The 20,532-nt window shown below is 62.5% G+C and carries 17 protein-coding genes and 1 tRNA gene; 14 read left to right on the forward strand and 4 right to left on the reverse strand.

Features of this window, described 5'->3' with window-relative positions; translation table 11 throughout:
* Nucleotides 1-64 precede the first annotated feature (64 nt).
* The 5 genes from D0Y60_RS16610 to D0Y60_RS16630 all read left to right on the forward strand — a co-directional run bounded on the left by D0Y60_RS16610 (nucleotide 65) and on the right by D0Y60_RS16630 (nucleotide 8,811).
* Entirely contained in the window at nucleotides 65-1,324 is a 1,260-nt protein-coding gene (locus D0Y60_RS16610; protein ID WP_117371081.1) for a ferric reductase-like transmembrane domain-containing protein, read from the forward strand.
* A 104-nt stretch (nucleotides 1,325-1,428) separates the two neighbouring features.
* The gene (locus D0Y60_RS16615) at nucleotides 1,429-4,692 is read left to right on the forward strand and encodes a c-type cytochrome (protein WP_117371082.1); all 3,264 of its coding nucleotides are present in this window, start codon (nucleotides 1,429-1,431) and stop codon (nucleotides 4,690-4,692) included.
* Between the two features lie 74 nt (nucleotides 4,693-4,766).
* On the forward strand, nucleotides 4,767-5,654 hold the full coding sequence (locus D0Y60_RS16620) for an OmpA family protein (RefSeq protein ID WP_158565501.1): 888 nt from the start codon (nucleotides 4,767-4,769) through the stop codon (nucleotides 5,652-5,654).
* The gene (locus D0Y60_RS16625; RefSeq protein WP_117371084.1) at nucleotides 5,651-7,219 is read left to right on the forward strand and encodes a caspase family protein; all 1,569 of its coding nucleotides are present in this window, start codon (nucleotides 5,651-5,653) and stop codon (nucleotides 7,217-7,219) included. The genes D0Y60_RS16620 and D0Y60_RS16625 overlap by 4 nt, the downstream gene beginning before the upstream one ends.
* Complete coding sequence (locus D0Y60_RS16630; RefSeq protein WP_117371085.1) at nucleotides 7,219-8,811, forward strand: caspase family protein; 1,593 nt, start codon at nucleotides 7,219-7,221, stop codon at nucleotides 8,809-8,811. Before D0Y60_RS16625 ends, D0Y60_RS16630 begins: the two co-directional genes overlap by 1 nt.
* Before the next feature lie 66 nt (nucleotides 8,812-8,877).
* Here the strand turns inward: D0Y60_RS16630 and D0Y60_RS16635 are convergent, their stop codons facing one another.
* Together D0Y60_RS16635 and D0Y60_RS16640 are read right to left on the reverse strand one after the other, a co-directional pair.
* On the reverse strand, nucleotides 8,878-9,066 hold the full coding sequence (locus D0Y60_RS16635) for a hypothetical protein (RefSeq protein WP_117371086.1): 189 nt from the start codon (nucleotides 9,064-9,066) through the stop codon (nucleotides 8,878-8,880).
* A gap of 176 nt (nucleotides 9,067-9,242) precedes the next feature.
* A tRNA-Lys gene (locus tag D0Y60_RS16640) sits at nucleotides 9,243-9,318 on the reverse strand.
* Between the two features lie 230 nt (nucleotides 9,319-9,548).
* Here D0Y60_RS16640 and D0Y60_RS16645 point away from each other — a divergent pair.
* Nucleotides 9,549-10,298: a cytochrome c biogenesis CcdA family protein gene (locus D0Y60_RS16645; protein WP_117371087.1), complete on the forward strand. Its 750-nt coding sequence runs from the start codon at nucleotides 9,549-9,551 to the stop codon at nucleotides 10,296-10,298.
* A gap of 45 nt (nucleotides 10,299-10,343) precedes the next feature.
* Nucleotides 10,344-11,306, forward strand: a complete 963-nt coding sequence (locus D0Y60_RS16650; RefSeq protein WP_117371088.1) for an AEC family transporter — start codon at nucleotides 10,344-10,346, stop codon at nucleotides 11,304-11,306.
* Here the strand turns inward: D0Y60_RS16650 and D0Y60_RS16655 are convergent.
* Entirely contained in the window at nucleotides 11,274-12,482 is a 1,209-nt protein-coding gene (locus D0Y60_RS16655; RefSeq protein ID WP_117371089.1) for a UbiH/UbiF family hydroxylase, read from the reverse strand. The two genes, D0Y60_RS16650 and D0Y60_RS16655, sit on opposite strands and share 33 nt — an antisense overlap.
* A gap of 252 nt (nucleotides 12,483-12,734) precedes the next feature.
* On the opposite strand from D0Y60_RS16655, the gene pcsA reads away from it, so the two are divergent.
* The 7 genes from pcsA to D0Y60_RS16690 all read left to right on the forward strand — a co-directional run bounded on the left by pcsA (nucleotide 12,735) and on the right by D0Y60_RS16690 (nucleotide 20,101).
* A complete protein-coding gene (gene pcsA, locus D0Y60_RS16660) occupies nucleotides 12,735-13,457 on the forward strand; it encodes a phosphatidylcholine synthase (protein ID WP_117371090.1) in 723 nt (240 codons plus the stop codon).
* Nucleotides 13,458-13,478: 21 nt separating this feature from the next.
* Nucleotides 13,479-14,450, forward strand: a complete 972-nt coding sequence (locus tag D0Y60_RS16665; RefSeq protein WP_117371091.1) for a quinone oxidoreductase — start codon at nucleotides 13,479-13,481, stop codon at nucleotides 14,448-14,450.
* A gap of 51 nt (nucleotides 14,451-14,501) precedes the next feature.
* The gene (locus D0Y60_RS16670) at nucleotides 14,502-16,073 is read left to right on the forward strand and encodes an ABC transporter ATP-binding protein (RefSeq protein WP_117371092.1); all 1,572 of its coding nucleotides are present in this window, start codon (nucleotides 14,502-14,504) and stop codon (nucleotides 16,071-16,073) included.
* Entirely contained in the window at nucleotides 16,063-17,157 is a 1,095-nt protein-coding gene (locus tag D0Y60_RS16675; RefSeq protein ID WP_117371093.1) for an ABC transporter permease, read from the forward strand. The genes D0Y60_RS16670 and D0Y60_RS16675 overlap by 11 nt, the downstream gene beginning before the upstream one ends.
* Nucleotides 17,157-18,077, forward strand: coding sequence for an ABC transporter permease (locus D0Y60_RS16680; RefSeq protein ID WP_117371094.1), 921 nt, complete (start codon nucleotides 17,157-17,159; stop codon nucleotides 18,075-18,077). Before D0Y60_RS16675 ends, D0Y60_RS16680 begins: the two co-directional genes overlap by 1 nt.
* Before the next feature lie 47 nt (nucleotides 18,078-18,124).
* A complete protein-coding gene (locus tag D0Y60_RS16685) occupies nucleotides 18,125-19,195 on the forward strand; it encodes a BMP family ABC transporter substrate-binding protein (RefSeq protein ID WP_117371095.1) in 1,071 nt (356 codons plus the stop codon).
* Nucleotides 19,196-19,393: 198 nt separating this feature from the next.
* Complete coding sequence (locus tag D0Y60_RS16690) at nucleotides 19,394-20,101, forward strand: FadR/GntR family transcriptional regulator (RefSeq protein WP_199564221.1); 708 nt, start codon at nucleotides 19,394-19,396, stop codon at nucleotides 20,099-20,101.
* Nucleotides 20,102-20,174: 73 nt separating this feature from the next.
* Here the strand turns inward: D0Y60_RS16690 and D0Y60_RS24880 are convergent, their stop codons facing one another.
* Entirely contained in the window at nucleotides 20,175-20,522 is a 348-nt protein-coding gene (locus D0Y60_RS24880; protein WP_199564217.1) for a hypothetical protein, read from the reverse strand.
* Nucleotides 20,523-20,532: the final 10 nt, after the last annotated feature.

The following is a 20,532-nucleotide window of genomic DNA, read 5'->3' on the forward strand; positions in this document are numbered from 1 at the left end:
CGACATGGGCCTTGCCAGCATGCCCTGACATTCGGACCGTCCAGTTTGCATTGTGGGGGCATACGTGACTGCGGGTTCCATCGTCGCGACACTTCTGATCGTCTTCGCCGGCCTTCTGGCGGTGCCGGCTGTCAGTCATACCAATGCGGGGACGACCTTTTCCCTCATGGCCTCATCCATGGCCTTCGTCGCGATGGCGATCGCTCAGTTCATGGCAACACGTCCGCCCGTCGTGGAGAAACTGTTCGGCGGGCTTGACCGCATCTACCAGTTCCACCGCAAGATCGGCATCGCGGTGCTCTGTCTTATCCTGTTTCATTATTTCATCGCACCCGACTTCCAGGGCCTGTCGGTGACGAGCGGCCTCAACGTGCTTGCCAAGACGGCGGGGGAGTGGGCCTTCTACGGCTTCGTCTTCCTGCTTATCTTCAGCCTCGTGAAGATCATCCCGAAGACGCGTTTCCAGATTCCCTATCAGTATTGGCGCATCACGCACCGCTTCATCGGCCTGCTCTTCGTGCTCGTCGCTTTCCACCAGATGTTCATCAAGCGGCCCTATGACGGCACGGCGTTTCTCGCGACCTATCTCAACATTTTCGCGCTGATCGGCATCGTCAGCTATGCCTATACGCAACTCCTGCCATGGCTACGCACCCGGCGCTACGAGGTGGTGAATGTCGAAAAACACGATGGGGCGACGATCATTTCGGCGCGCCCCATCAATGGGAAGCTGCGCGCGACGCCGGGCCAGTTCGGCTTCTTCCGGGTCAACAAGCCGGGCCTGCGCGAGCCGCACCCCTTCACCATCGCCGGCATAGACGAGGACGGCTCCGTGCGTTTCGCGATCAAGCCGCTCGGCGACTATACCAAAGCCTTGCGTGAAGGCGTGGCGGTTGGCGATGCGCTGACGCTCGAGGGCGGTTACGGGCATTTCAACCACAAGCGCGGTGGCAAGAAGCAGATCTGGCTTGCCGGCGGCATCGGCGTCACGCCGTTCCTAGCCATGGCGAGCCGGCTGAGGGGCGACGAGGGGCAGGATATCCATATGGTCTATTGCGTGCGCGACGGGGCGGAGGCGATCGGCCTCGATACGTTCCGCGCCCAGGCCGAGAAGCTCGGCAATTTCAGCTTCGTCCTGCACAATTCGGCGACCGACGGGCGCTTCGACGCCTCGAAGCTCGTATCCGGCACCAGCATGAACCCGGCCGAGGCAGACCTGTGGTTCTGCGGCCCGCCGCCCTTGCGGCTGGCGATCGAAAAGGGATTGAGGGAACTCGGCAAGCCCCCGCGGCGCGTCGAGTTCGAACGTTTCGAATTTCGATAGGACAGTTACCGAAGAAACTGCAAAGCGGTTCTGCATCCGGAATTGTCGAGATTGTTTGAATTTCCAGCCGGCTCGCCGGCCTCTTGGAGCGAAGGGAACAAGCCATGCGCGTGTTCAACACATTACTTTCGCGGCCGATCAGCCGCCTTGCCGCCGCCCTCGGTCTGACGCTCGCGGTGTTCTGTCCCGCCGGGGCCTTCGCCATAGATCAGTTCGCGCCGGATGCCTTCGGCACCTATAAGGCGAATGTCGACAACGGCAAGATCCTGTTCGGCGCGGCCGGCTGCGGCGCCTGCCACGGCTCCGGCGACAACATGGAACTGCTGTCGGGCGGCATGGAAATGCAAACGGCGATCGGCAAGTTCTTCGCACCGAACATTTCCGCCCATCCGAACGGTATCGGCGGCTGGTCCAATGCGGACTTCCTCAACGCCGTGATGGTCGGCCTCAAGAAGGACGGCGACAATCTCTATCCGGTCATGCCCTACACGTCCTATGGCGGGATGAAGCCGGAAGACGTGCTCGACATCAAGGCCTATATTGACACGCTGCCGCAGTCCGATGCGGCTTCGAAGGAACACGAGATCGCGTTCCCCTTCAGCCGACAGACGACGATCACGCTCTGGAAGCGTAGCCATTTCGTCGTGCAGGCCTACCAGCCGCGCGAAGAGACGCAGATGGAGCGCGGCCGCTACCTGGTCGAGAATGTCGGCGGCTGCGGCGACTGCCACACCCCGCGCACCACGACCTACGGTCTCGACCTGACCCGCGCCTACGAGGGTGAAAAAGGCCTGACCGGCGCCGTCGCGCCCGATATCACCAAGGCCCGCATGGGTGGCCTTGCTTCGCATGAGGTGTTCACCAAGGGGCTGATCGAGGAGGGCAAGAAGCTTTCCGGTTCGCCGCTCTCCGATCCGGTCATGCGCCGCATCGCGCAGGGCCTTTCGACACTGTCGGACGAGGACAAGCAGGCGATGTACGCCTTCCTCGCCGACCGCGAGGTGAAGGTGACGCCGGTCGAGACCAGCACCGCGCCCGTCTGCAGCGAGGCGACCGCCGAAAGCGCGCTTTCGGCCGGTGGCGGCAGCGCGGAATTCGCGTCTGCGGCCGATGCCTTCATCGGCAAATATTGCCGCAACTGCCATGGTCCGGGAGAAAGCTCGCAAGGCTCGTTCCCGTCTGGCGATCTCGCTTCGATTGCCGCCAACCCGGCTTTCGTAACACCAGGCGATGCCTCCAAGTCGCTGCTCTATACCAGCGTCACCAGCGGCCGCATGCCGCTCGGCAAGCGTCCCGATGATGCCGAAGTGCAGGGCCTTGCCAACTGGATCAACTCGCTCAGCCAGTCGGCCATTCCGACGGCGGTGTCGGCGACCCAGGTCAAGCGCTCGCGGCCGATGCTGAAATATCTCGATTTCGTCGATCTTGCGTTGCAAGACATCTCAAAGGTCGATGAACACGACCAGCCCTTCATGCGCTATTTCAGCTATCGCGACCAATATAACGGCATGATGAGCTGCGAGACGCATGACACCTTCCTGAAGCGTATGAAGGTTCTGGCCGGCGGCTTCAAGAAGCTCATCAACTCGCTGTCCTACGGCCCGGAACTCGTGCTTCCCGAGGAAGTCGAGGGTTCGGATGGCCTGCTCGTCCGCGTCGATCTGCGCGACCTCGAGTGGAGCCAGGAAGACTATGACTTCCTGATCAACGAGTATTTCTACGGCGTTGATCCGGCGAGCAACGCAACGCTGCACGCCCTTGCCAAGGCGACGCAGACGACGCTGCCAATCATGCGTGTCGACTGGTTCATGAGCAACGGCGCCCGGCCGAAGGTCTATAACCGCCTCATGAAGCTGCCGACCAATATCAGCGAGCTCGAACATCGCTTCGGGGTCAACGTCAACCAGAACATCGAACGCCGCCGCATCGTGCGCGCCGGTTTTGCCGATGGTTCCTCCGGCGTGTCCGACCACAACCGCATGCTGGAACGGCACGACATGCCCTTCGGCGGTTATTATTGGAAGTCCTACGACTTTGCCGGCGATCTCGGCCGCCAGGTGCTGAAACGCTTCCCGGCGGGTCCGGACGGCGTGCAGCTGAAAGCCGGTCTGCTGCCCTTCGAGCATGATGGCGGCGAGATGATCTTCTCTCTCCCCAACGGCCTGCAGGGCTACTATCTCTCGACCAACAAGGGCGACCAGCTCAATGTCGGCCCGACGACGATCGTCTCCTTCCGCAAGCGGCCGATCGGCAAGGGTGTCGAGATCATCAATGCCCGCTCGTGCTTCGACTGTCACTTCGACGGCATCCTGTCCAAGCGCGACCAGCTGCGCGAGCATATCGAGACCTCCACGCTGTTCTCCAAGGACCAGCAGGATGAGCTGCTCGCCATCTATGTGCCGCAGGAGGAGCTGAACGAGGTCTACAAGCGCGACACCGACCGCTTCGTCAGCGCGCTCGATCGCCTCGGCATTACCGAGCCGACCTCCGGTGGCGGCAAAACGGGTCTGAAGGCGCCTGGTGGTGCGGAGATCTTTACCTACTTCGCCGACCAGTACGAAGACGAGCTGAACTTCGAGCAGCTGGCGGCCGAGTTCGACATGACGCCGGAACAGTTCTCCTCCGACATCCGTCGCCTGACCGACGTCGATGCCCTGCGCATCGGTCTCGACTGGGTGGCGACGCTGGAGGCCGGCGCCACGATCCCGCGCAACGAGGTCGAGGAACAATATGCCTTCATGCTGCAGCCGCTCCTCCAGCTCGACCCGCTCAAGCGCGGTGTCAATCCGGAAGAGGGGGCCGCGAACACGACGAACAACACCCAGTATCAGCAGCCGCAATCGACCGAAGGGCAGGTGGCCAACACCGATCAATATGCCACCCAGACCAACACGACCTATGTCGCTCCCGCCTACAAGCAGGATGACAAGGCGCAGGAGGAGAAGGTGAAACTGGCGCTCAAGGTGCCCAGCACCTCCGCTAAGGTCGGCGATTATCTCAGCTTCGAGCTCAGCACCAACTATAGCTGCGAGCTCCAGGTGATGTATGTCGAGGATACCGGCAATGTCGAAATCATCCCCGACGTGATGATCGGCAACACGACGCTGAATGCCGGTGAAAGCCGTCTTATTCCGCAGCCGGGTTCTGGTAACCTGACTTTCGATTCGCCGTCGCCCGGCGAGACGATGATTGCTTTCTGCCGCATCGGCGGGCTTGGCGACCAGCGAATGACGGCGGAGAAGGCCAAGCAGCTGGCGGCCGCCTCCAAGCTGCCGACGACTAAGGGTATCGCCGTCAATCTGGCCAAGCAGGCCGAGCAGGACAACGGCGCGAGCGGTCTCCAGATGGTGACGTTCGAAATCAAGTGATGACAGGGGCAGGGGCCTTCCGGGCCCCTGTCTGTTCGTTTCAAGAGGACATGAGGACTGAACTGAAAATGCTGATGCGATCTCTGGCAGCGACACTCTTCGTACTGGCTGGTGCTGCTCCGGCCGCAGCGGCCTGCGATGCCTTTACCGGTGTCATCGAGGCGTTCAATGCCGGCGACGAGCAGAAGGCCGAGTCGATTGCCGAGACCGCCGGCACCGCCAATTGCAGCGCCAACGAGCGCACGCTCGTCGGCCGCGTCGCAGCCCTGACGTCATTCAATCGCATTGCCAGGGACGTCGGAAACGGCGGGCGGCTGGACGATCATCGTGGGGACCTGGAGGCGCTCCAGAAGAAGTATGGCGGCCCCTGGCAGGTGTTCGATGCGCTAGGCGATCTCGCCCGTGAGCGCAAGGACTACGAGGAGGCGGCCAAGCTCTATCAAATCGCGTTGGAAGACGGTTCCAACACGACGCTGACGCCCGACTGGATGGCGCCCGACGAGGACTATATTCGCCGCCTCGACCGGCTCGCCGGCGAAATGCGCCTTGCCGCGCCGCGCCCGGTGAAGCTTGCCATGCGCGGCGGCTGCAAGGTCTCCTTCCGCGGCGTGACGATCAAGAAGAAATCGACCCCGGTGCGCTATGTCTTCGGCACCGCCGATTTCACGCCCGAGGGCATCGAGGCCGCAAAGGATGTCGCGGAATGTCTGAAGGCCGTCAAGCCCGCCGCGATCCAGCTGATCGGCCATACCGACCCGGTCGGCTCGGCGGAGGCGAACTACAAGCTTTCGCTCGCCCGCGCCGATGCGCTGAAGACCTACCTCTACGATGCCGGCTATGCCGGCACGATCACCACGGTCGGCAAGGGCGAGGACGAGCCCTTCAAGCCTGACGATGCCAGCGCCTATGATACGGAGACGCTGAACCAGTTGAACCGCCGCGTGGAAGTGGATGTGCAATGAAAAGGCTGCTGCCCCGTCTGCTGGCGCTTTCCCTGACGGCGGCCCTGCCGCTGCCGGCTTTCGCGGCGCAAACCTATGCGCTCGTCGTCGGCGTCGACGAATATCCCTATGAGGTCAGCCTCGACGGCGCGGTGCGCGATGCGGAGGACGTCTATGCATCGATGAGCGCCGCCGGCTTCACCGTGAAGAAATTCACCAATGCCGAAGCGCGCAAGGACGATATCCGCAAGGCCTGGACCGACATGGTGGCCGAGGCGGCGGCGGGCGATACGATCATCTTCACCTATGCCGGCCACGGCGCGCAGATGCCGGAACTGATCCCCGGCGACGAGGCCGACGGGCTCGACGAATTCCTCCAGCTGCCGGGTTTCGACCGCAACCGTTTCCAGGAGACCTTCAAGGAAATCATCGTCGATAACGAAATGAACGAATGGTTCGGGGAAGCCGAAACCAAGGGCGTGCATGTGCTCTTCGTCTCCGACAGTTGCTTTTCCGGCGGCATGAGCCGTTCGATCAAGGGCAAGACGCGTCTCGCGCCGGCTGTGACCGTCAAGCTCGCGCCGCCATCGCAGGAGGCGATTGCCGGTGCGAACCTCAAGGAGGTCAATTTCAAGCAGGTGACGGTACTGGCCGCCTCGCTGGAAAGCCAGCCGACACCGGAGGTCATCATCGACGGCGAACCGCGCGGCGCGCTGAGCTGGAGCTTTGCCCGCGCCGTGGAAGGCAGTGCCGACCGTGACGGCAATGGGGTCATCACGCGCATTGAACTGGAAGACTACATCTTTAGCAATGTGAAGAACCGCTCCGAAGCCTTGCAGGTGCCGAACTTCATGCCGCAGGTCGCCCGCTCGGAGAACGAGGTCGTCGTGACGTTGACGCGTGGCATTCCCGTCGCCACGGCCGATACCACGACAACGACTGGTGATAGCGGTTCAACCCCGAAAACCATCAAGAGCGTCAAGGATCTGGGCTGGACGGGCAATATCGCGCTCCAGATCGATGGCGATGCCGAAAAGCCCAAGGGGGCTGACGGCACGGGCACGCCCTTCCGCTGGGATGTAGCAAGCGGTACTTTCTACACGCCGAACGGCGACGTCGCGGGTGAAAATGTCGGCGCGGACCGCATCCAGTCGGTGGTCGACAAATATATCCTGCTCGACTTTCTCAAGGCCATGGCGAGCCAGAACCCCGGCACGGTCTCGCTGACGCCGGTCAAGGACATCTATGCCGCCGGCCAGCGCCTGCGCTTCGACGCGCCTCCCGGCCGCTATCCGAATATGCTGGTCTTCAACCTCGCCAATACGGGCGAGGTGCAGTTCCTCGACATGCAGACGGCGGGCACCAACAGTTCCGAGTTCAAGCTGACGGATGTCGAGGTCGTCAAACCCTTCGGCGCCGATCACCTGATCACCATCTGGACCGCCGAACCGGTCGATGCCATCGGCGCGGTGCTGTCCGACAAGAACGTCACCGCCGCCGCCCTGTTGCAGGCGCTCCTGACGCGTCTCGACGGCAAGGAGGCAAGCGTGGCCATCCAACCTCTCTATACGCGGGAAACGCTCTGATGCTCCGTTACGCCGCAGCGCTCCTTCTTTCGCTCTGCCTGTTCTCTTCGGCGCAGGCTGCCGACCGCGCGCTTCTCGTCGGCATCGGGACCTATGCCTCGCTGCCGGAAAAGATGTTTCTGGAAGGGCCGAAGAACGACGTGCCGCTGATCGAGAAGCTCCTGAAAGAGAAGCAGGGCTATTCGGCCGATTCGATCCGCGTCCTGCTCGATAAGGATGCAAGCCGCGCCTCGATCCTCGCCAGTATCGACGAATGGCTGATCAAGGGCACGCAGCCGGGCGACCGCGTCTATTTCTATTTTTCCGGCCATGGTCTGCAGGTGAAGGATGTCAGCGGCGACGAGGAGGATGGGCTCGACGAAGCGCTCTCGACCTATGACATTGCCGCTGGCGACGGCGACTGGACGAATGTGATCCTCGACGACGAAATCGACGCAATGCTGGAAAAGCTGAAGGATCGCGCCGTCTCGATCGTCATCGACGCCTGCCATTCCGGCACGATTTCGCGTTCGCTCTCGACGCAGGTTTCCGACGTGATGGAAAGCGCGCGCTTCCTGCCGCGCCCGTTCGCCAAGCCGGTGGAGGCGGTGAAGACCCGCGGCCTGCGCATCGATGTCGCCGTGGTCGACAAGCCGGATATCGTCAAGCAGAACGGCGTGGAGGCCTGGAGCGCGGCCTCCTCCTATCAGGTGGCCTGGGACGACACGCGCCTGCCGCCGGAAGAGCGGCACGGCGTCTTCACGCTCTCCTATGTCAATGGCCACGAGACAGCCGCCGCCGACAGCAATGGTAATGGCATTGTCTCCAACGCCGAGCTTCTCGAATATGTGAAGAAGCAGTCGCAGGCCTATTGCGCAAGCCAGACCCAATGCCAGGGCCTCGACCCGCAGCTCGAGGTCAACTACGCGCTGCTGGGCGCGGCCGCGGTGACCCCGGCTGGCGGCGAAACGGCGGGCCAACAGACCCAGCAATATGAACAGCCGCAGACCGGCGGCGAGACGCAGCAGCAGACGACGGACTATTCGCAGCAACAGCAGAGTGCGGATTACGCCAAGGTCGAGCCGGTGAAGGTCGAGAACACCCAGCAGACGGCCTATGTCGCCGCAGATCCGGTCGATGCCGTCAGCGACATCCTCGGCAAACCGCCGGCCGGCGACGTTCAGCTCTCGCTGTCCTCAGACCACTTGAACACCGGCGATCCCTTCCGCATCACCGTGACGAGCAGCACCGGCGGCCATCTCATTCTCTACGACGTAGACAAGGACGGCAAGGCGACGCAGATCTTCCCGAACGAAGCCGCCAAGAAGATCACGCCGCTCACGCCTCACGCGCCGCTGACCATCCCGGACGACTATTACGGTTTCGATTTCGAGGCCGATGGCCCGAGCGAAAACGTTCTGGTCGCGATCGTGGTGGCCGACGATGTCGATCTCACCGCGGTCGCGCCGAACGATTACGGTCTGCAAAAGGAACTCGATGCCCGCACGACAATTGCCGACATCGCCGGGACGCTTCAGCAGACCTGGACGCGCGACACAGAAAACCGCAGCGTGAACTGGTCGCTTGGACTACTGAAATATAGGGTGTATTGACTCCGCATCGCACGCCCGGTTCCGCTGACTGCGGATCTAAATCCGCGGGCATTTCTACGCGGTGTCTCAGGAGCGCTGCTTCTCACCCGCGCTCTTGCCGTCCGAACTCTTTGAGCGCTCCTCGAAACGATCGGCGCCCTTTGCCAGCTCCGACCCTTTTTCGGCCTCGATCTTGCGCTCTTCGGCCCGCGTTGCCTTGTGCAATCCCCGGCCGCCTTGCTTGCCGGTTTCCGTAGGCGCGTTCTCAATCGCCATGATCTGTCCTCCATCGACTCATTGTAAACGGAGACGGGACCGATTGGTTCCCAGTTGGGACGCAGGCAATTACGCCACACTCTCGTTCTTCAGATATACGGCGGTTCAAACTGGAGAGATCGGCGAGCCAATGACTGGGTCGAGCACAGAGTCGAATACTTGCTGCTGACGAGTGGTGGTGAGCGCGCAGGGATTCGAACCCTGGACCTACTGATTAAAAGTCAGTTGCTCTACCGGCTGAGCTACGCGCTCCCGAGGGGGCATAAGGTGCCCCGCAGAAGTGCGCGGAACATAGGCAGGAGGGTTTGCCGGGTCAACCCGGAAAATGCGGCAGAAAACAGGTTTTGCTGCATTTCGCCGCGTTCTCCAAAAGGTGATTGGCAGGTGGGGGGCGGGAGGGCTATCAGGGGGCACTCGCGGCGGTGCGGGCGGGCGGGGTTTTCGCCTTGTCTCCCGTCCGCCTGATGTCTCGGAGCAGCCTCTTGTCGATTGCCGATATTTCCCTGTGGAGCGCGCTTCTGGCCGGAGCGCTGTCGTTCCTGTCGCCCTGCGTGCTGCCGCTCGTGCCGCCTTATCTCTGTTATATGGCGGGCATTTCCGTCGATCAGTTCCGTGGTGGCGAAGCGGCTGCGGTGCGGCGTGATACGCGGGGCGCGGTGCTGCTCGCGGCATTTTTCTTCACGCTGGGCTTTGCAACTGTTTTCGTTTCGCTTGGGGCAGGGGCTTCGACCATCGGCATGGTGCTCAGGCGCCATCTCGACCTGCTCGCGCAGATCGGCGGCGTCGTCATCATCCTGATGGGCCTGCATTTTCTCGGGCTGCTGCGCATCGGGCTTTTTGCCCGCGAGGCGCGATTCCAGGGCGGCGGCAAGCCCGCCACGGCGTCGGGCGCCTATATCATGGGGCTAGCCTTCGCCTTCGGCTGGACGCCCTGCATCGGGCCGGTGCTGGGGGCCATTCTCGGTATTGCAGCGGCGCGCGAGACCGTCGGCGATGGGGCGACGCTGCTGGCGGTTTACTCGCTCGGCCTTGCCATTCCATTCTGGATCGCGGCCGGCTTTTCCGGTGCCTTCATGCGCTTCCTCGCGCGCTTCCGCCGTCATCTTGGCACGGTGGAGAAGATCATGGGCGTGCTGCTGGTCCTGACCGGCCTTGCCTTCATCTTCGGTTATGTCAGCGCCGTCGCGATCTGGTTCCAGCAAACGTTTCCCATTCTCTCGCAAATCGGCTAGTCCGGAATACGGTCTTAGGAAGACAGCGGGAGCAGGCTTCGGCCCATGGCTGACATCATCGGATTGGTCCTGCCGTTTTTCGGCATGATCCTCTTGGGCTATGTGGTCGCAAAGATCACGAAGCAGCCGGTCGAGGCGCTCGGCTGGCTCAACACGTTCATCATCTACATCGCGCTGCCGGCGCTGTTCTACAAATTGGTGGCGAAGACGCCGATCGAACAGCTGACGCGCGTCGATTTCATCGTTGCCAATATCAGCGCCACATATCTGGTCTTCGCGCTGATTTTCGCAATCGGGCTGTTTCTGCGCCGGGCGACGGTCGGTGAGGCTACGATCCAGGGGCTGGCGGCGGCCTATGGCAATATCGGCTATATGGGGCCGGGTCTGGCGCTGCTCGCCTTCGGCGAGCCGGCGGCGGTGCCAGTGGCACTGGTCTTCTGCTTCGAAAACATGCTGCATTTCATGGTCGCGCCCGCGCTGATGGCGCTGGGCGGCGGGGAAAAGCAGGCGCCATTTCAGATCGTCGCCGGCGTCGTGAAGAAGATCGTCACGCATCCGTTTATCATCGCGACGGCGGCGGGTTTCGTCGCAGCCTTTGCCGGCTTCGAGGCGCCGACGCCCTTGCAGCGGCTGATCGATTATCTGGCACAGGCGGCGGCACCGTGTGCGCTCTTCGCTATGGGCGTGACGCTGGCGCTGCGTCCGTTGAAACGGGTGCCGGTCGAGATCGGCTATATCGTGCCGGCAAAGCTGCTGCTGCTGCCGGTGACGATGTATCTGGTGCTGGGGCTTGCCGGCAATTTCGATCCGGTCTGGGTGTTCACTGCCGTGCTGCTCGCCGCTCTGCCGACCGCGACCAATGTGTTCGTCATCGGCCAGCAATATGGCGTCTGGCAGGAGCGGGCCTCGGCGACCATCCTCATCACCACGGTTTTGTCCGTCGCGACGGTGACGATCCTGCTTTATCTGATCAAATCAGGCCTGCTTGCGGGCGACCCGTTCCCGTAGCGTGTCGCGAAATGCCTTGAGGGAGCCACCCGGCTCGATCCCTTCGCGCATGACGATGCTGCGCAGCGGGCCGAGCGCCGAGAGGAGATGCAGGCCGGCCGAGCGCAGGAACTGCACGGGCAGGAAATCCGACAGAAGTGAGCGGTTAAGCAGGTCGACGCTGACAGTGCGCGAGCGCACATCCGCCTGGCGCTTGCGGTCGAAACGTTCGCCGATGCCGTCATAGGCGGCGGGCTCGCTCGCCTGAACAAGCTCCTTCAAGGCCATGATGTCGCGCAGGCTGAGATTGAGGCCCTGCGCGCCGATGGGTGGGAAGGCATGTGCGGCCTCCCCGACGAGCGCGACGCGGCCCTTGCCGCAGCGATCCGCCGTCATGCCCGAGAGCGGGAAGCTCTGCGCGCCACCCTCGACGGTGACTTTGCCGAGCATGGACTGCATGCGCGCTTCGACGGCCTGGCTGAGCGCTGCGTCCGAGAGATCGCGAAGCCGCGCCGCTTCCTTCGGCGGCAGCACCCAGACGAGGCTGGAGCGACGGCCGGGCAGGGGAACCTGCGTGAAGGGGCCGCTCTCCGTGTGGAACTCGGTGGAGACGTTGCCATGCGGGCGGTCATGCGAAAAATTCAGCACGAGGGCAGCCTGCGGATAGGACCAACTGCGAACATCGATGCCGGCGCTCTCGCGGATCTTTGACTTGCGGCCATCGGCGCCGACAACGAGGCGGGCCAGCACGCGTTCGCCATCGTCGAGCGCCAGTTCCACGCCGTTTTCGAAGGCGGTGGCAGCGGTGACGCCATTCGGCAGGCGCACAATATTGCCATTCGCCGCAACGCGGGCGTTCAGCACGTCGATGAAGGGCGCATTCGGAATGTTGTAGCCGAAGGCGGCGAGGCCGACCTCGCCGGAGCGGAAGGCGACCGGCGGCGCGCGCAGCAGCCGTACAGTGCCGTCGAGAATCTGCATGGTCTCAAGGGCGGCAGCATGCGGCGCGATATCGTCCCACAGGCCGAGCACCTTCAGGAAGGCGATAGACTGGTCCATCAGCGCCGTCGTGCGACCGTCGCTGGCGCGGGCGGGTGGGGCGATCAGAGCGACGCTGCGGCCCGAATCGGAAAGCGCCAGTGCCGCAAGGCTGCCGGCGAGGCCTGCACCGACGATCGCAATATCGAATTCCTTCATGACCGACCTCCGAAGGGGCACGCGTTACCCACAGATTTGCAAGCGCTTCTACTCCACTGAAACTAGGCCGGCAAAGGGGCAATTTCCATGGGATGAATCCGCGCAGGCCACCGAAGCGCTTGACCGGCAACCGATTTTTGCTGGTGATACCGGGCAATCAATGCATATTACCGTCAAGAGGGCGTTTTCGGCGGATCGCGGCCGAGATCAAAGCCCGAAATGAAGCCCACAAGGGATGGACAGCGAACGGCAATGAAGTTCTTCAACTACAAGCGCGTGCCCTACGCGGAAATCCGCGCCTTTTCCGTGCATATCCTGACGGCATCCGGCTCGTTCCTCGCCTTTCTCGGCGTCGTGGCGGCGGCCGAGCATCGTTTCGTCGATATGTTCTGGTGGCTGGGCCTTGCGCTTCTGGTCGATGGTATCGACGGCCCGATCGCGCGAAAAGTGCGCGTCAAGGAAGTGCTGCCGAACTGGTCCGGCGATACGCTGGATAACGTCATCGATTATGTGACCTATGTGCTTCTGCCGGCCTTTGCGCTCTATCAGAGCGGCATGATCGGCGAACCCTGGTCCTTCGTCGCCGCTGGCGCCATCGTGGTGTCGAGCGCCATCTATTATGCCGATATGGGCATGAAGACGGACGAGTATTTCTTCTCCGGCTTCCCCGTCGTCTGGAACATGGTGGTGTTCACGCTCTTCGTTATCAAGGCGAGCGAACTGACGGCTTCGATCATCGTCTTCGTCTCGGTCTTCCTGACTTTCATGCCGATCAACTTCCTGCATCCGGTCCGCGTACAGCGGTTGCGGCCGCTCAATCTGCTGGTCTTCCTGCTCTGGGCGATCCTCAGCGGCTGCGCGTTACTTTGGCATTTCGATTCGCCGGACTGGGTGGTCTGGGGCGTGGTGGCGACCGGGCTCTATCTCTATTGCATCGGTGCCGTGCTGCAGGCCTTTCCAAGGCTCGGCCGGTAACACAGTCTCGGGAGGACCGACATGACCAAGGCGATCGTTATCCGCAATCTCGGCGGACCTGAAGTGCTGAAGCTCGAGGATGTCGCGCTCGCCGCGCCCGGTCCCGGCGAGGTGCAGATCAGGCAGGCGGCCATTGGCCTCAACTTCATCGACGTCTATTTCCGCACCGGCCTCTACAAGGCCGAGCCGCCGTTCATTCCGGGTAAGGAAGGTGCGGGGACGATCACCGCGCTCGGCGAAGGCGTCACAGATTTTTCCGTTGGCGACCGCGTTGCCTATGCCTCGGCGGACGGCGCCTATGCGGCCGAGCGCAATGTCGCGACGAAACATCTGGTGAAGGTGCCGGACGGCATTTCGCTGGAAACGGCGGCGGCTATGATGCTGAAAGGCATGACGGCGCAATATCTGCTGCTCCAGACCTATCCGGTGAAGCCGGGCAGCGTGATCCTGTTCCATGCCGCGGCCGGCGGCGTCGGCCTTATCGCTGGCCAGTGGGCGAAGGCGCTGGGCGCCACCGTCATCGGTACAGCGGGCTCGCAGGCGAAAATCGACCTCGCGCTGGCGCATGGCTATGACCATGTCATCGACTACGGGAAGGACGATTTCGTCGCGCGGGTGCGTGAACTGACCAACGGGGCGGGTGTCGATGTCGTTTATGACTCCGTCGGCAAGGACACGTTCCCGCAGTCACTGGATTGCCTCAAACCCCGCGGCCTGTTCGTCAGCTTCGGCAATTCCTCCGGCCCGGTCGATGCGTTCAACATGGGCCTGCTCGCGCAAAAGGGCTCGCTCTACGCCACCCGCCCGACGCTCTTCGCCTATATCGCCACACGCGCTGCGCTGGATGCATGTGCAAACTCGCTCTTTGATGTTGTGCAGAGCAACAAAGTGCGTATCAATATAAATCAGACTTATTCGTTGGCGGACGCTGGGCAGGCGCACACGGATCTGGAAGCAAGAAAAACAAGTGGAACGACATTGCTCATTCCCTGACAACGACCCGAACGGGCGCAGGGGATCGGGATCGCAGGAAAGAGGGGAAGCGTGTCAGCCGTTGGAGCATCCGAGGGCAGCCCGTTGCTGGCTGTCCGCAGCCTGACAAAACTGTTCGGGTCTTTCGCCGCCTGCAACGGCATCGATCTCGACATCAAATCCGGTGAAATCCACGCCCTGCTGGGTGAAAATGGCGCCGGCAAATCCACGCTCGTCAAGATGCTCTTCGGCGTTCTCGCGCCGAGCAGCGGCCAGATCCTGTGGAAGGGTGAACCGGTCCGCATCACGAGCCCCGGTGCCGCACGCCGCATCGGCATCGGCATGGTGTTCCAGCACTTTTCGCTCTTCGAGGCGCTGACGGTGGCGGAAAACATCGCGCTGTCACTCAGCCCCGGCATCTCGCTTTCCAAGGTCGCCGAAGAAGCCTCGCGCCTTTCCCATCTCTACGGCCTGCCGCTCGACCCGAACGCCCATGTCGCCGATCTCTCGGTCGGCGAGCGCCAGCGCATCGAGATCGTTCGCGCGCTGTTGCAGAACCCGGAACTCATCATCCTTGATGAGCCGACCTCGGTGCTGACGCCGCAGGAGGCCGATCGGCTGTTCGAGACGCTCGCCAAGCTGAAGGCGGAGGGCCGCTCGGTGCTCTATATCAGCCACCGGCTGGAGGAAGTGCAGCGCATCTGCGACCGCGCCACAGTTCTGCGGCATGGCAAGGTCACGGGCGCCTGCAATCCGCGACAGGAAACGCCGGCCTCGCTGGCGCGCATGATGGTCGGCCGCGACGTCGCCTCGGTGAGTGCGGCGGGCACCAACACCAAGGGCGATGTGCTGCTTGAGGCCAAGCATCTGACCGTGCCGTCGCGCACACCCTTTGCCGTCGCGCTGAAGAATGTTTGTCTCAAGGTGCGCAGCGGCGAGGTTCTCGCGATTGCGGGCGTGGCCGGCAATGGCCAGGGTGAGCTTTTCGATGCGCTTTCGGGCGAATATCCGGTCACGGACCCGGCGGCGGTTTCCATCCGCGGCAAGGCGGCCGGCAATCTCGGCATCACCGCGCGCCGCCTGATGGGCGCTGGTTTCGTACCGGAAGAGCGCCATGGCCACGCCGCCGTGACGACGCTGCCGCTCTCCGACAATCTGGTGCTCGCGCGCAGCCAGTCCGACCGCAAAACCTTTCTGGCCGGCGGCCTGCTGGGCATCATCCGGCAGGCCGTGGTGCGCATCGCCTCGAAGCGCATTTCCGAGACGATGGACGTGCGCAAGAGCGGCGAAAACCCGGCGGCCGGCTCGCTCTCCGGCGGCAATCTGCAGAAATACATCGTCGGTCGCGAGCTCGATCGCCAGCCGGCCGTGCTGATCGTCAACCAGCCGACCTGGGGCGTCGATGCGGGGGCGGCAAGCCGCATCCGCCAGGCGCTCGTCGATCTCGCGAAATCCGGCTCGGCGGTGTTGGTCATCAGCCAAGATCTCGATGAGATATTCGAGGTCGCCACGGAAATCGCCGTCATCAGTGAGGGGCGGCTGTCGGATGCCTATCCGGCGCATGACCTGACGCGGGAGAAGATCGGCCTTCTGATGGGCGGCATGTACGGCAAGACGGAAGGCGAGGTGGCCGATGCGCATTGAACTCGAAAAACGCGCCAATCCATCGACGCTCTATTCCATCCTGTCGCCGTTCCTCGCACTCGCGCTGACGGTCGTCGCCGGCGGCATCATGTTCGCGCTGCTTGGCAAGGATCCGGGCTCGGCGCTCTACAGCTTCTTCATCGAGCCGCTACTGGACGTCTGGTCGCTGCATGAAGTCGCGATCAAGGCTGCGCCGCTAATCCTGATCGGCGCGGGCCTGTCGGTCTGCTACCGCTCGAACAACTGGAATATCGGCGCCGAGGGCCAGTTCATCGCGGGCGCCATTGCCGGTGCCATCGTGCCTGTCGTCTTCCATGACTGGCATTCCCCGCTCGTCCTGCCGCTGATGTTGATTTTCGGCATGATCGGCGGCGCGCTTTATGCTGCCGTGCCCGCCTTTCTCAAGGCGCATATGAACACCAATGAGATTCTGACGAGCCTGATGCTGGTCTATATCGCGCAGCTCTTCCTCGACTGGCTGGTGCGCGGCCCCTGGCGCAGTCCGGATGCCTATAATTTCCCGGTCACCCGTGATTTCGCGCCGGAAGCGATCCTGCCGGAGCTGGTCTCGTCGGGGCGCGCCAATCTCGGTTTCGCGCTCGCCATCATCGCGGCCGTCGGCCTGTGGCTCATGCTGCGCTACACGCTCAAAGGTTTCGAGATAACCGTGCTCGGCCAGTCGGAGCGGGCAGGGCGCTTTGCCGGCTTCTCGTCGAAGCGCATGATCTGGTTCTCGATGCTGCTGTCCGGGGCGCTCGCCGGCCTTGCCGGCATTTCCGAGGTAAGCGGCACCATCGGCAAGCTGCAGCCGATCATCTCGCCCGGCTATGGCTTCACCGCCATCATCGTCGCCTTCCTTGGGCGCCTCAATCCGCTTGGCGTCATCGCCGCCGGCCTGTTTCTCGCGCTGACGTATGTCGGCGGCGAGGCCGTACAGCTGACGCTGAGCGTCTCCGACAAGGTCACGCGCGTTTTTCAGGGGCTGCTGCTGTTCTTCGTGCTCTCCTGCGACACGCTCATCCAATACAAGATCCGGCTGGTCTTCTCCCGCCTTGGCCAATCCACTGAGGGGGGAGCGCACTGATGGGCATGATCGAAGCAATCCTTCTCACCGTCATCACCGCGGCGACGCCGCTTGTGCTCGCCTCCATCGGCGAACTGGTGACCGAGCGCACCGGTGTGCTCAACCTCGGCGTCGAGGGCATGATGGTAATGGGCGCGGCCATCGCCTTCGCCGTCACGCAAATGACAGGCTCGCCTTACATCGGCATTCTCGCGGGCATTGCCGGTGGCGCGCTGTTTTCGCTACTCTTCGGCTTCCTGACGCTTACGCTCGTCGCCAACCAGGTTGCGACGGGCTTGGCGCTCACCATTCTCGGCCTCGGTATCTCCGGCCAGATCGGCGAGCCTTATGTCGGTATGTCAGGCACAAAGCTACAGCCGATCGTCATTCCGCTGCTGTCGGACATCCCGTTCCTCGGGCCGCTGCTCTTCAAACAGGACATCATTTTCTATGTGTCCATCGCGCTCGTTCTCGGCGTCAACTGGTTCCTGTTCAAGAGCCGCGCCGGCCTGAAAATCCGCGCCATCGGTGACAATCATGGCTCGGCGCATGCGCTCGGCATCCACGTCATCCGCACACGCTATCTCGCCGTGATGTTCGGTGGCGCCTGCGCGGGCCTTGCCGGCGCGCAACTCTCGCTGGTCTATACGCCGCAATGGGTGGAAAACATGTCGGCGGGACGCGGCTGGATCGCGCTGGCACTCGTCGTGTTCGCCTCCTGGCGCCCCTGGCGTTTGTTGGCCGGCGGCTATCTCTTCGGCGCCGTGTCGATCAGCCAGCTTCACGCGCAAGCCGCCGGCATTCATATCCCGTCGCAATTCCTGTCGGCTCTTCCCTACATCGCCACTGTTGTCGTACTCATTCTGATCTCGCACAACAGGCGCATGACGCAGATCAACACACCGGCCTGCCTCGGCAAGCCCTTCGTGCCGGATCGGTGAGAAGAACAAGAAGACGGGAAACAACCACTCCAACCTCAGAGGATAAAATGAAGAAAATCATTATCGCGCTCACAACCTCGGCCGCCATGCTTGGCTTTGCTACGGCCGCCAGCGCCCAGGACAAGACGAAGATCTGCTTCATCTATGTCGGCTCCAAGACGGACGGCGGCTGGACCCAGGCGCATGATATCGGCCGCCAGGCGCTGCAGGCCGAATTCGGCGACAAGATCGAAACGCCGTTCCTGGAAAGCGTACCGGAAGGCCCGGATGCCGAGCGTGCAATCGAGCGCATGGCCCGTTCCGGCTGCGCGCTGGTCTTCACCACGTCGTTCGGCTTCATGGATGCCACGATCAAGGTTGCCGCAAAATTCCCGGACGTGAAGTTTGAGCACGCCACCGGCTTCAAGACGGCCCCGAATGTCGCGACCTACAATTCGCGCTTCTATGAAGGCCGCTACATCCAGGGCATCATCGCTGCCAAGATGTCCCAGAAGGGCCTTGCCGGCTACATCGCCTCCTTCCCGATCCCGGAAGTCGTGATGGGTATCAATTCCTTTGTACACGGCGCGCAGTCGGTAAACCCTGATTTCAAGGTGAAGGTCATCTGGGCCAACACCTGGTTCGACCCCGGCAAGGAGGCCGATGCGGCCAAAGCGCTGATCGACCAGGGCGTTGATATCCTGACCCAGCACACGGATACGACCGCGCCGATGCAGGTCGCTGCCGAACGCGGCATCAAGGCCTTCGGCCAGGCATCCGACATGATCAAGGCTGGCCCGGAAACGCAGCTGACCGCGATCGTCGACACCTGGGGTGCCTACTACATCAAGCGCACCAAGGCCGTTCTCGACGGTACTTGGAAGTCCGAGCAGGTCTGGGACGGCCTGAAGGACGGCATTTTGACTATGGCGCCCTACACCAACATGCCTGACGACGTGAAGAAGCTGGCCGAAGAAACCGAAGCGAAAATCCGCTCTGGCGAGCTGCATCCCTTCACCGGCCCGATCAAGAAGCAGGACGGTTCCGACTGGCTGGCTGACGGTGCCGTCTCCGACGATGGCACGCTGCTCGGCATGAACTTTTACATCGCGGGCGTTGACGACCAGCTGCCGAAGTAAGCGGAAACGCACTAAAACAGGAAAGGCGCCCCAGAACGGGCGCCTTTTTCGTTTGCGAAGGGTGTGTGACGCGTTCAGGCTTTGCGGAATCGGCGCAGCGCTCTATACCTGCCAAGATGGCCCGGAACAGAAGGGGTGGTCCGGTGCCGAGGAGGGGAATTTTTGCGCAAAGGTTTGCTTGAAACGGTCATCAGCGGGATGAACACGCGCACCAGTCATGCGCAGGTTGTCAATGCGCTGGGCCGGTCGATCATCGCCGGCGATTATGCCGTTGGATCGACGCTGCCGGGCGATGCGGAACTGGCTGCCCGTTTCAAGGTGTCGCGCACGGTGCTGCGCGAGGCGATGAAGACGCTGGCCGCCAAGGGCCTCATTGTTCCGCGCGCCCGCATCGGCACCCGCGTGACGCCCAACACGCAGTGGAACCTCTTCGACAGCGATATTCTCACCTGGTATTTCGCCGTTGGCGTCAACGAGGATTTTTTGCTGCATCTCTCCGAAGTGCGCCTCGCCTTCGAGCCGCATGCGGCGTCCCTTGCCGCGCGCTATGCCTCGGAAGCCGATATCAGCCAGATGATGCGTCTTGCCGTCGCGATGGGCGACCCCGAGCACACGGCCGAAACGCTTGCCCTGGCGGACCTGAAATTCCATCTCTCGGTGCTGGAAGCCTCGCGCAATCCCTTTCTGCGCACCGTCGGCAGCCTGATCGAGGCCGGCCTTGTCGGTGCCTTCAAGCTGAGCTCGCCCGCCGCCGATCGCGGCAAGATAGGGGACGTCGCGGCAAGCCACATCCGTATTGTCGAGGAGATCGACAAGCGGGATGAGGAGGGCGCGCGCCGCGCCATGGAGAATGTCATCAAGGTTGGTCGCGAACGCGTCGTGCAGGCTTTGCGCGACGGAAAATAACCTCACAACGCATTATAGAACGCTCGACCTACAGGACGACGTAAGTGATTGCTTCGTTGTGGATCGCGGAGGATCAGCCGTCGTTGCTGGCGTTTAAGTCTTCCGGGCGTGTGCCCTCGTCGAGGCTGTGCCTCGCAACCTGGGCTGCGCCCATAGATTGGTAGAGATTGAACAACGCTTCACTTGCCTTCGCGGCCAGCCGAAACCATTCGGCATTGCCGGCGATTGCCGGGTGATGGAGCAATTGGTCGTCGACGAGATCGAGCACGATGGAGGTCGTGTGCACGGCCTCATGGAAGCCGAAGGAGCCGGAGGCATACTGAGCGAGCAGGTCCGACGGTGTCATGGAGCGCTCGGCGGCGAGAATATCGAGCTGCTTCAGCCGTTCGTCTTCGAGTTCGATATCGGTGCTTTCAAGCATGTTCGCCTCC

It is taken from the genome of Shinella sp. WSJ-2 (assembly GCF_003432075.1).
Taxonomy (GTDB): Bacteria; Pseudomonadota; Alphaproteobacteria; order Rhizobiales; family Rhizobiaceae; genus Shinella.

What these genes read in the sequence shown, in the direction of transcription:
- D0Y60_RS16615 (WP_117371082.1), top strand. Translation starts at nt 1,429, where the DNA reads ATGCGCGTGTTCAACACATTACTTTCGCGGCCGATCAGCCGCCTTGCC.
- D0Y60_RS16620 (WP_158565501.1), top strand. Translation starts at nt 4,767, where the DNA reads ATGCGATCTCTGGCAGCGACACTCTTCGTACTGGCTGGTGCTGCTCCG.
- D0Y60_RS16625 (WP_117371084.1), top strand. Translation starts at nt 5,651, where the DNA reads ATGAAAAGGCTGCTGCCCCGTCTGCTGGCGCTTTCCCTGACGGCGGCC.
- D0Y60_RS16630 (WP_117371085.1), top strand. Translation starts at nt 7,219, where the DNA reads ATGCTCCGTTACGCCGCAGCGCTCCTTCTTTCGCTCTGCCTGTTCTCT.
- D0Y60_RS16635 (WP_117371086.1), bottom strand. Translation starts at nt 9,066, where the DNA reads ATGGCGATTGAGAACGCGCCTACGGAAACCGGCAAGCAAGGCGGCCGG.
- D0Y60_RS16650 (WP_117371088.1), top strand. Translation starts at nt 10,344, where the DNA reads ATGGCTGACATCATCGGATTGGTCCTGCCGTTTTTCGGCATGATCCTC.
- D0Y60_RS16655 (WP_117371089.1), bottom strand. Translation starts at nt 12,482, where the DNA reads ATGAAGGAATTCGATATTGCGATCGTCGGTGCAGGCCTCGCCGGCAGC.
- pcsA (WP_117371090.1), top strand. Translation starts at nt 12,735, where the DNA reads ATGAAGTTCTTCAACTACAAGCGCGTGCCCTACGCGGAAATCCGCGCC.
- D0Y60_RS16665 (WP_117371091.1), top strand. Translation starts at nt 13,479, where the DNA reads ATGACCAAGGCGATCGTTATCCGCAATCTCGGCGGACCTGAAGTGCTG.
- D0Y60_RS16675 (WP_117371093.1), top strand. Translation starts at nt 16,063, where the DNA reads ATGCGCATTGAACTCGAAAAACGCGCCAATCCATCGACGCTCTATTCC.
- D0Y60_RS16680 (WP_117371094.1), top strand. Translation starts at nt 17,157, where the DNA reads ATGGGCATGATCGAAGCAATCCTTCTCACCGTCATCACCGCGGCGACG.
- D0Y60_RS16685 (WP_117371095.1), top strand. Translation starts at nt 18,125, where the DNA reads ATGAAGAAAATCATTATCGCGCTCACAACCTCGGCCGCCATGCTTGGC.
- D0Y60_RS16690 (WP_199564221.1), top strand. Translation starts at nt 19,394, where the DNA reads ATGAACACGCGCACCAGTCATGCGCAGGTTGTCAATGCGCTGGGCCGG.
- D0Y60_RS24880 (WP_199564217.1), bottom strand. Translation starts at nt 20,522, where the DNA reads ATGCTTGAAAGCACCGATATCGAACTCGAAGACGAACGGCTGAAGCAG.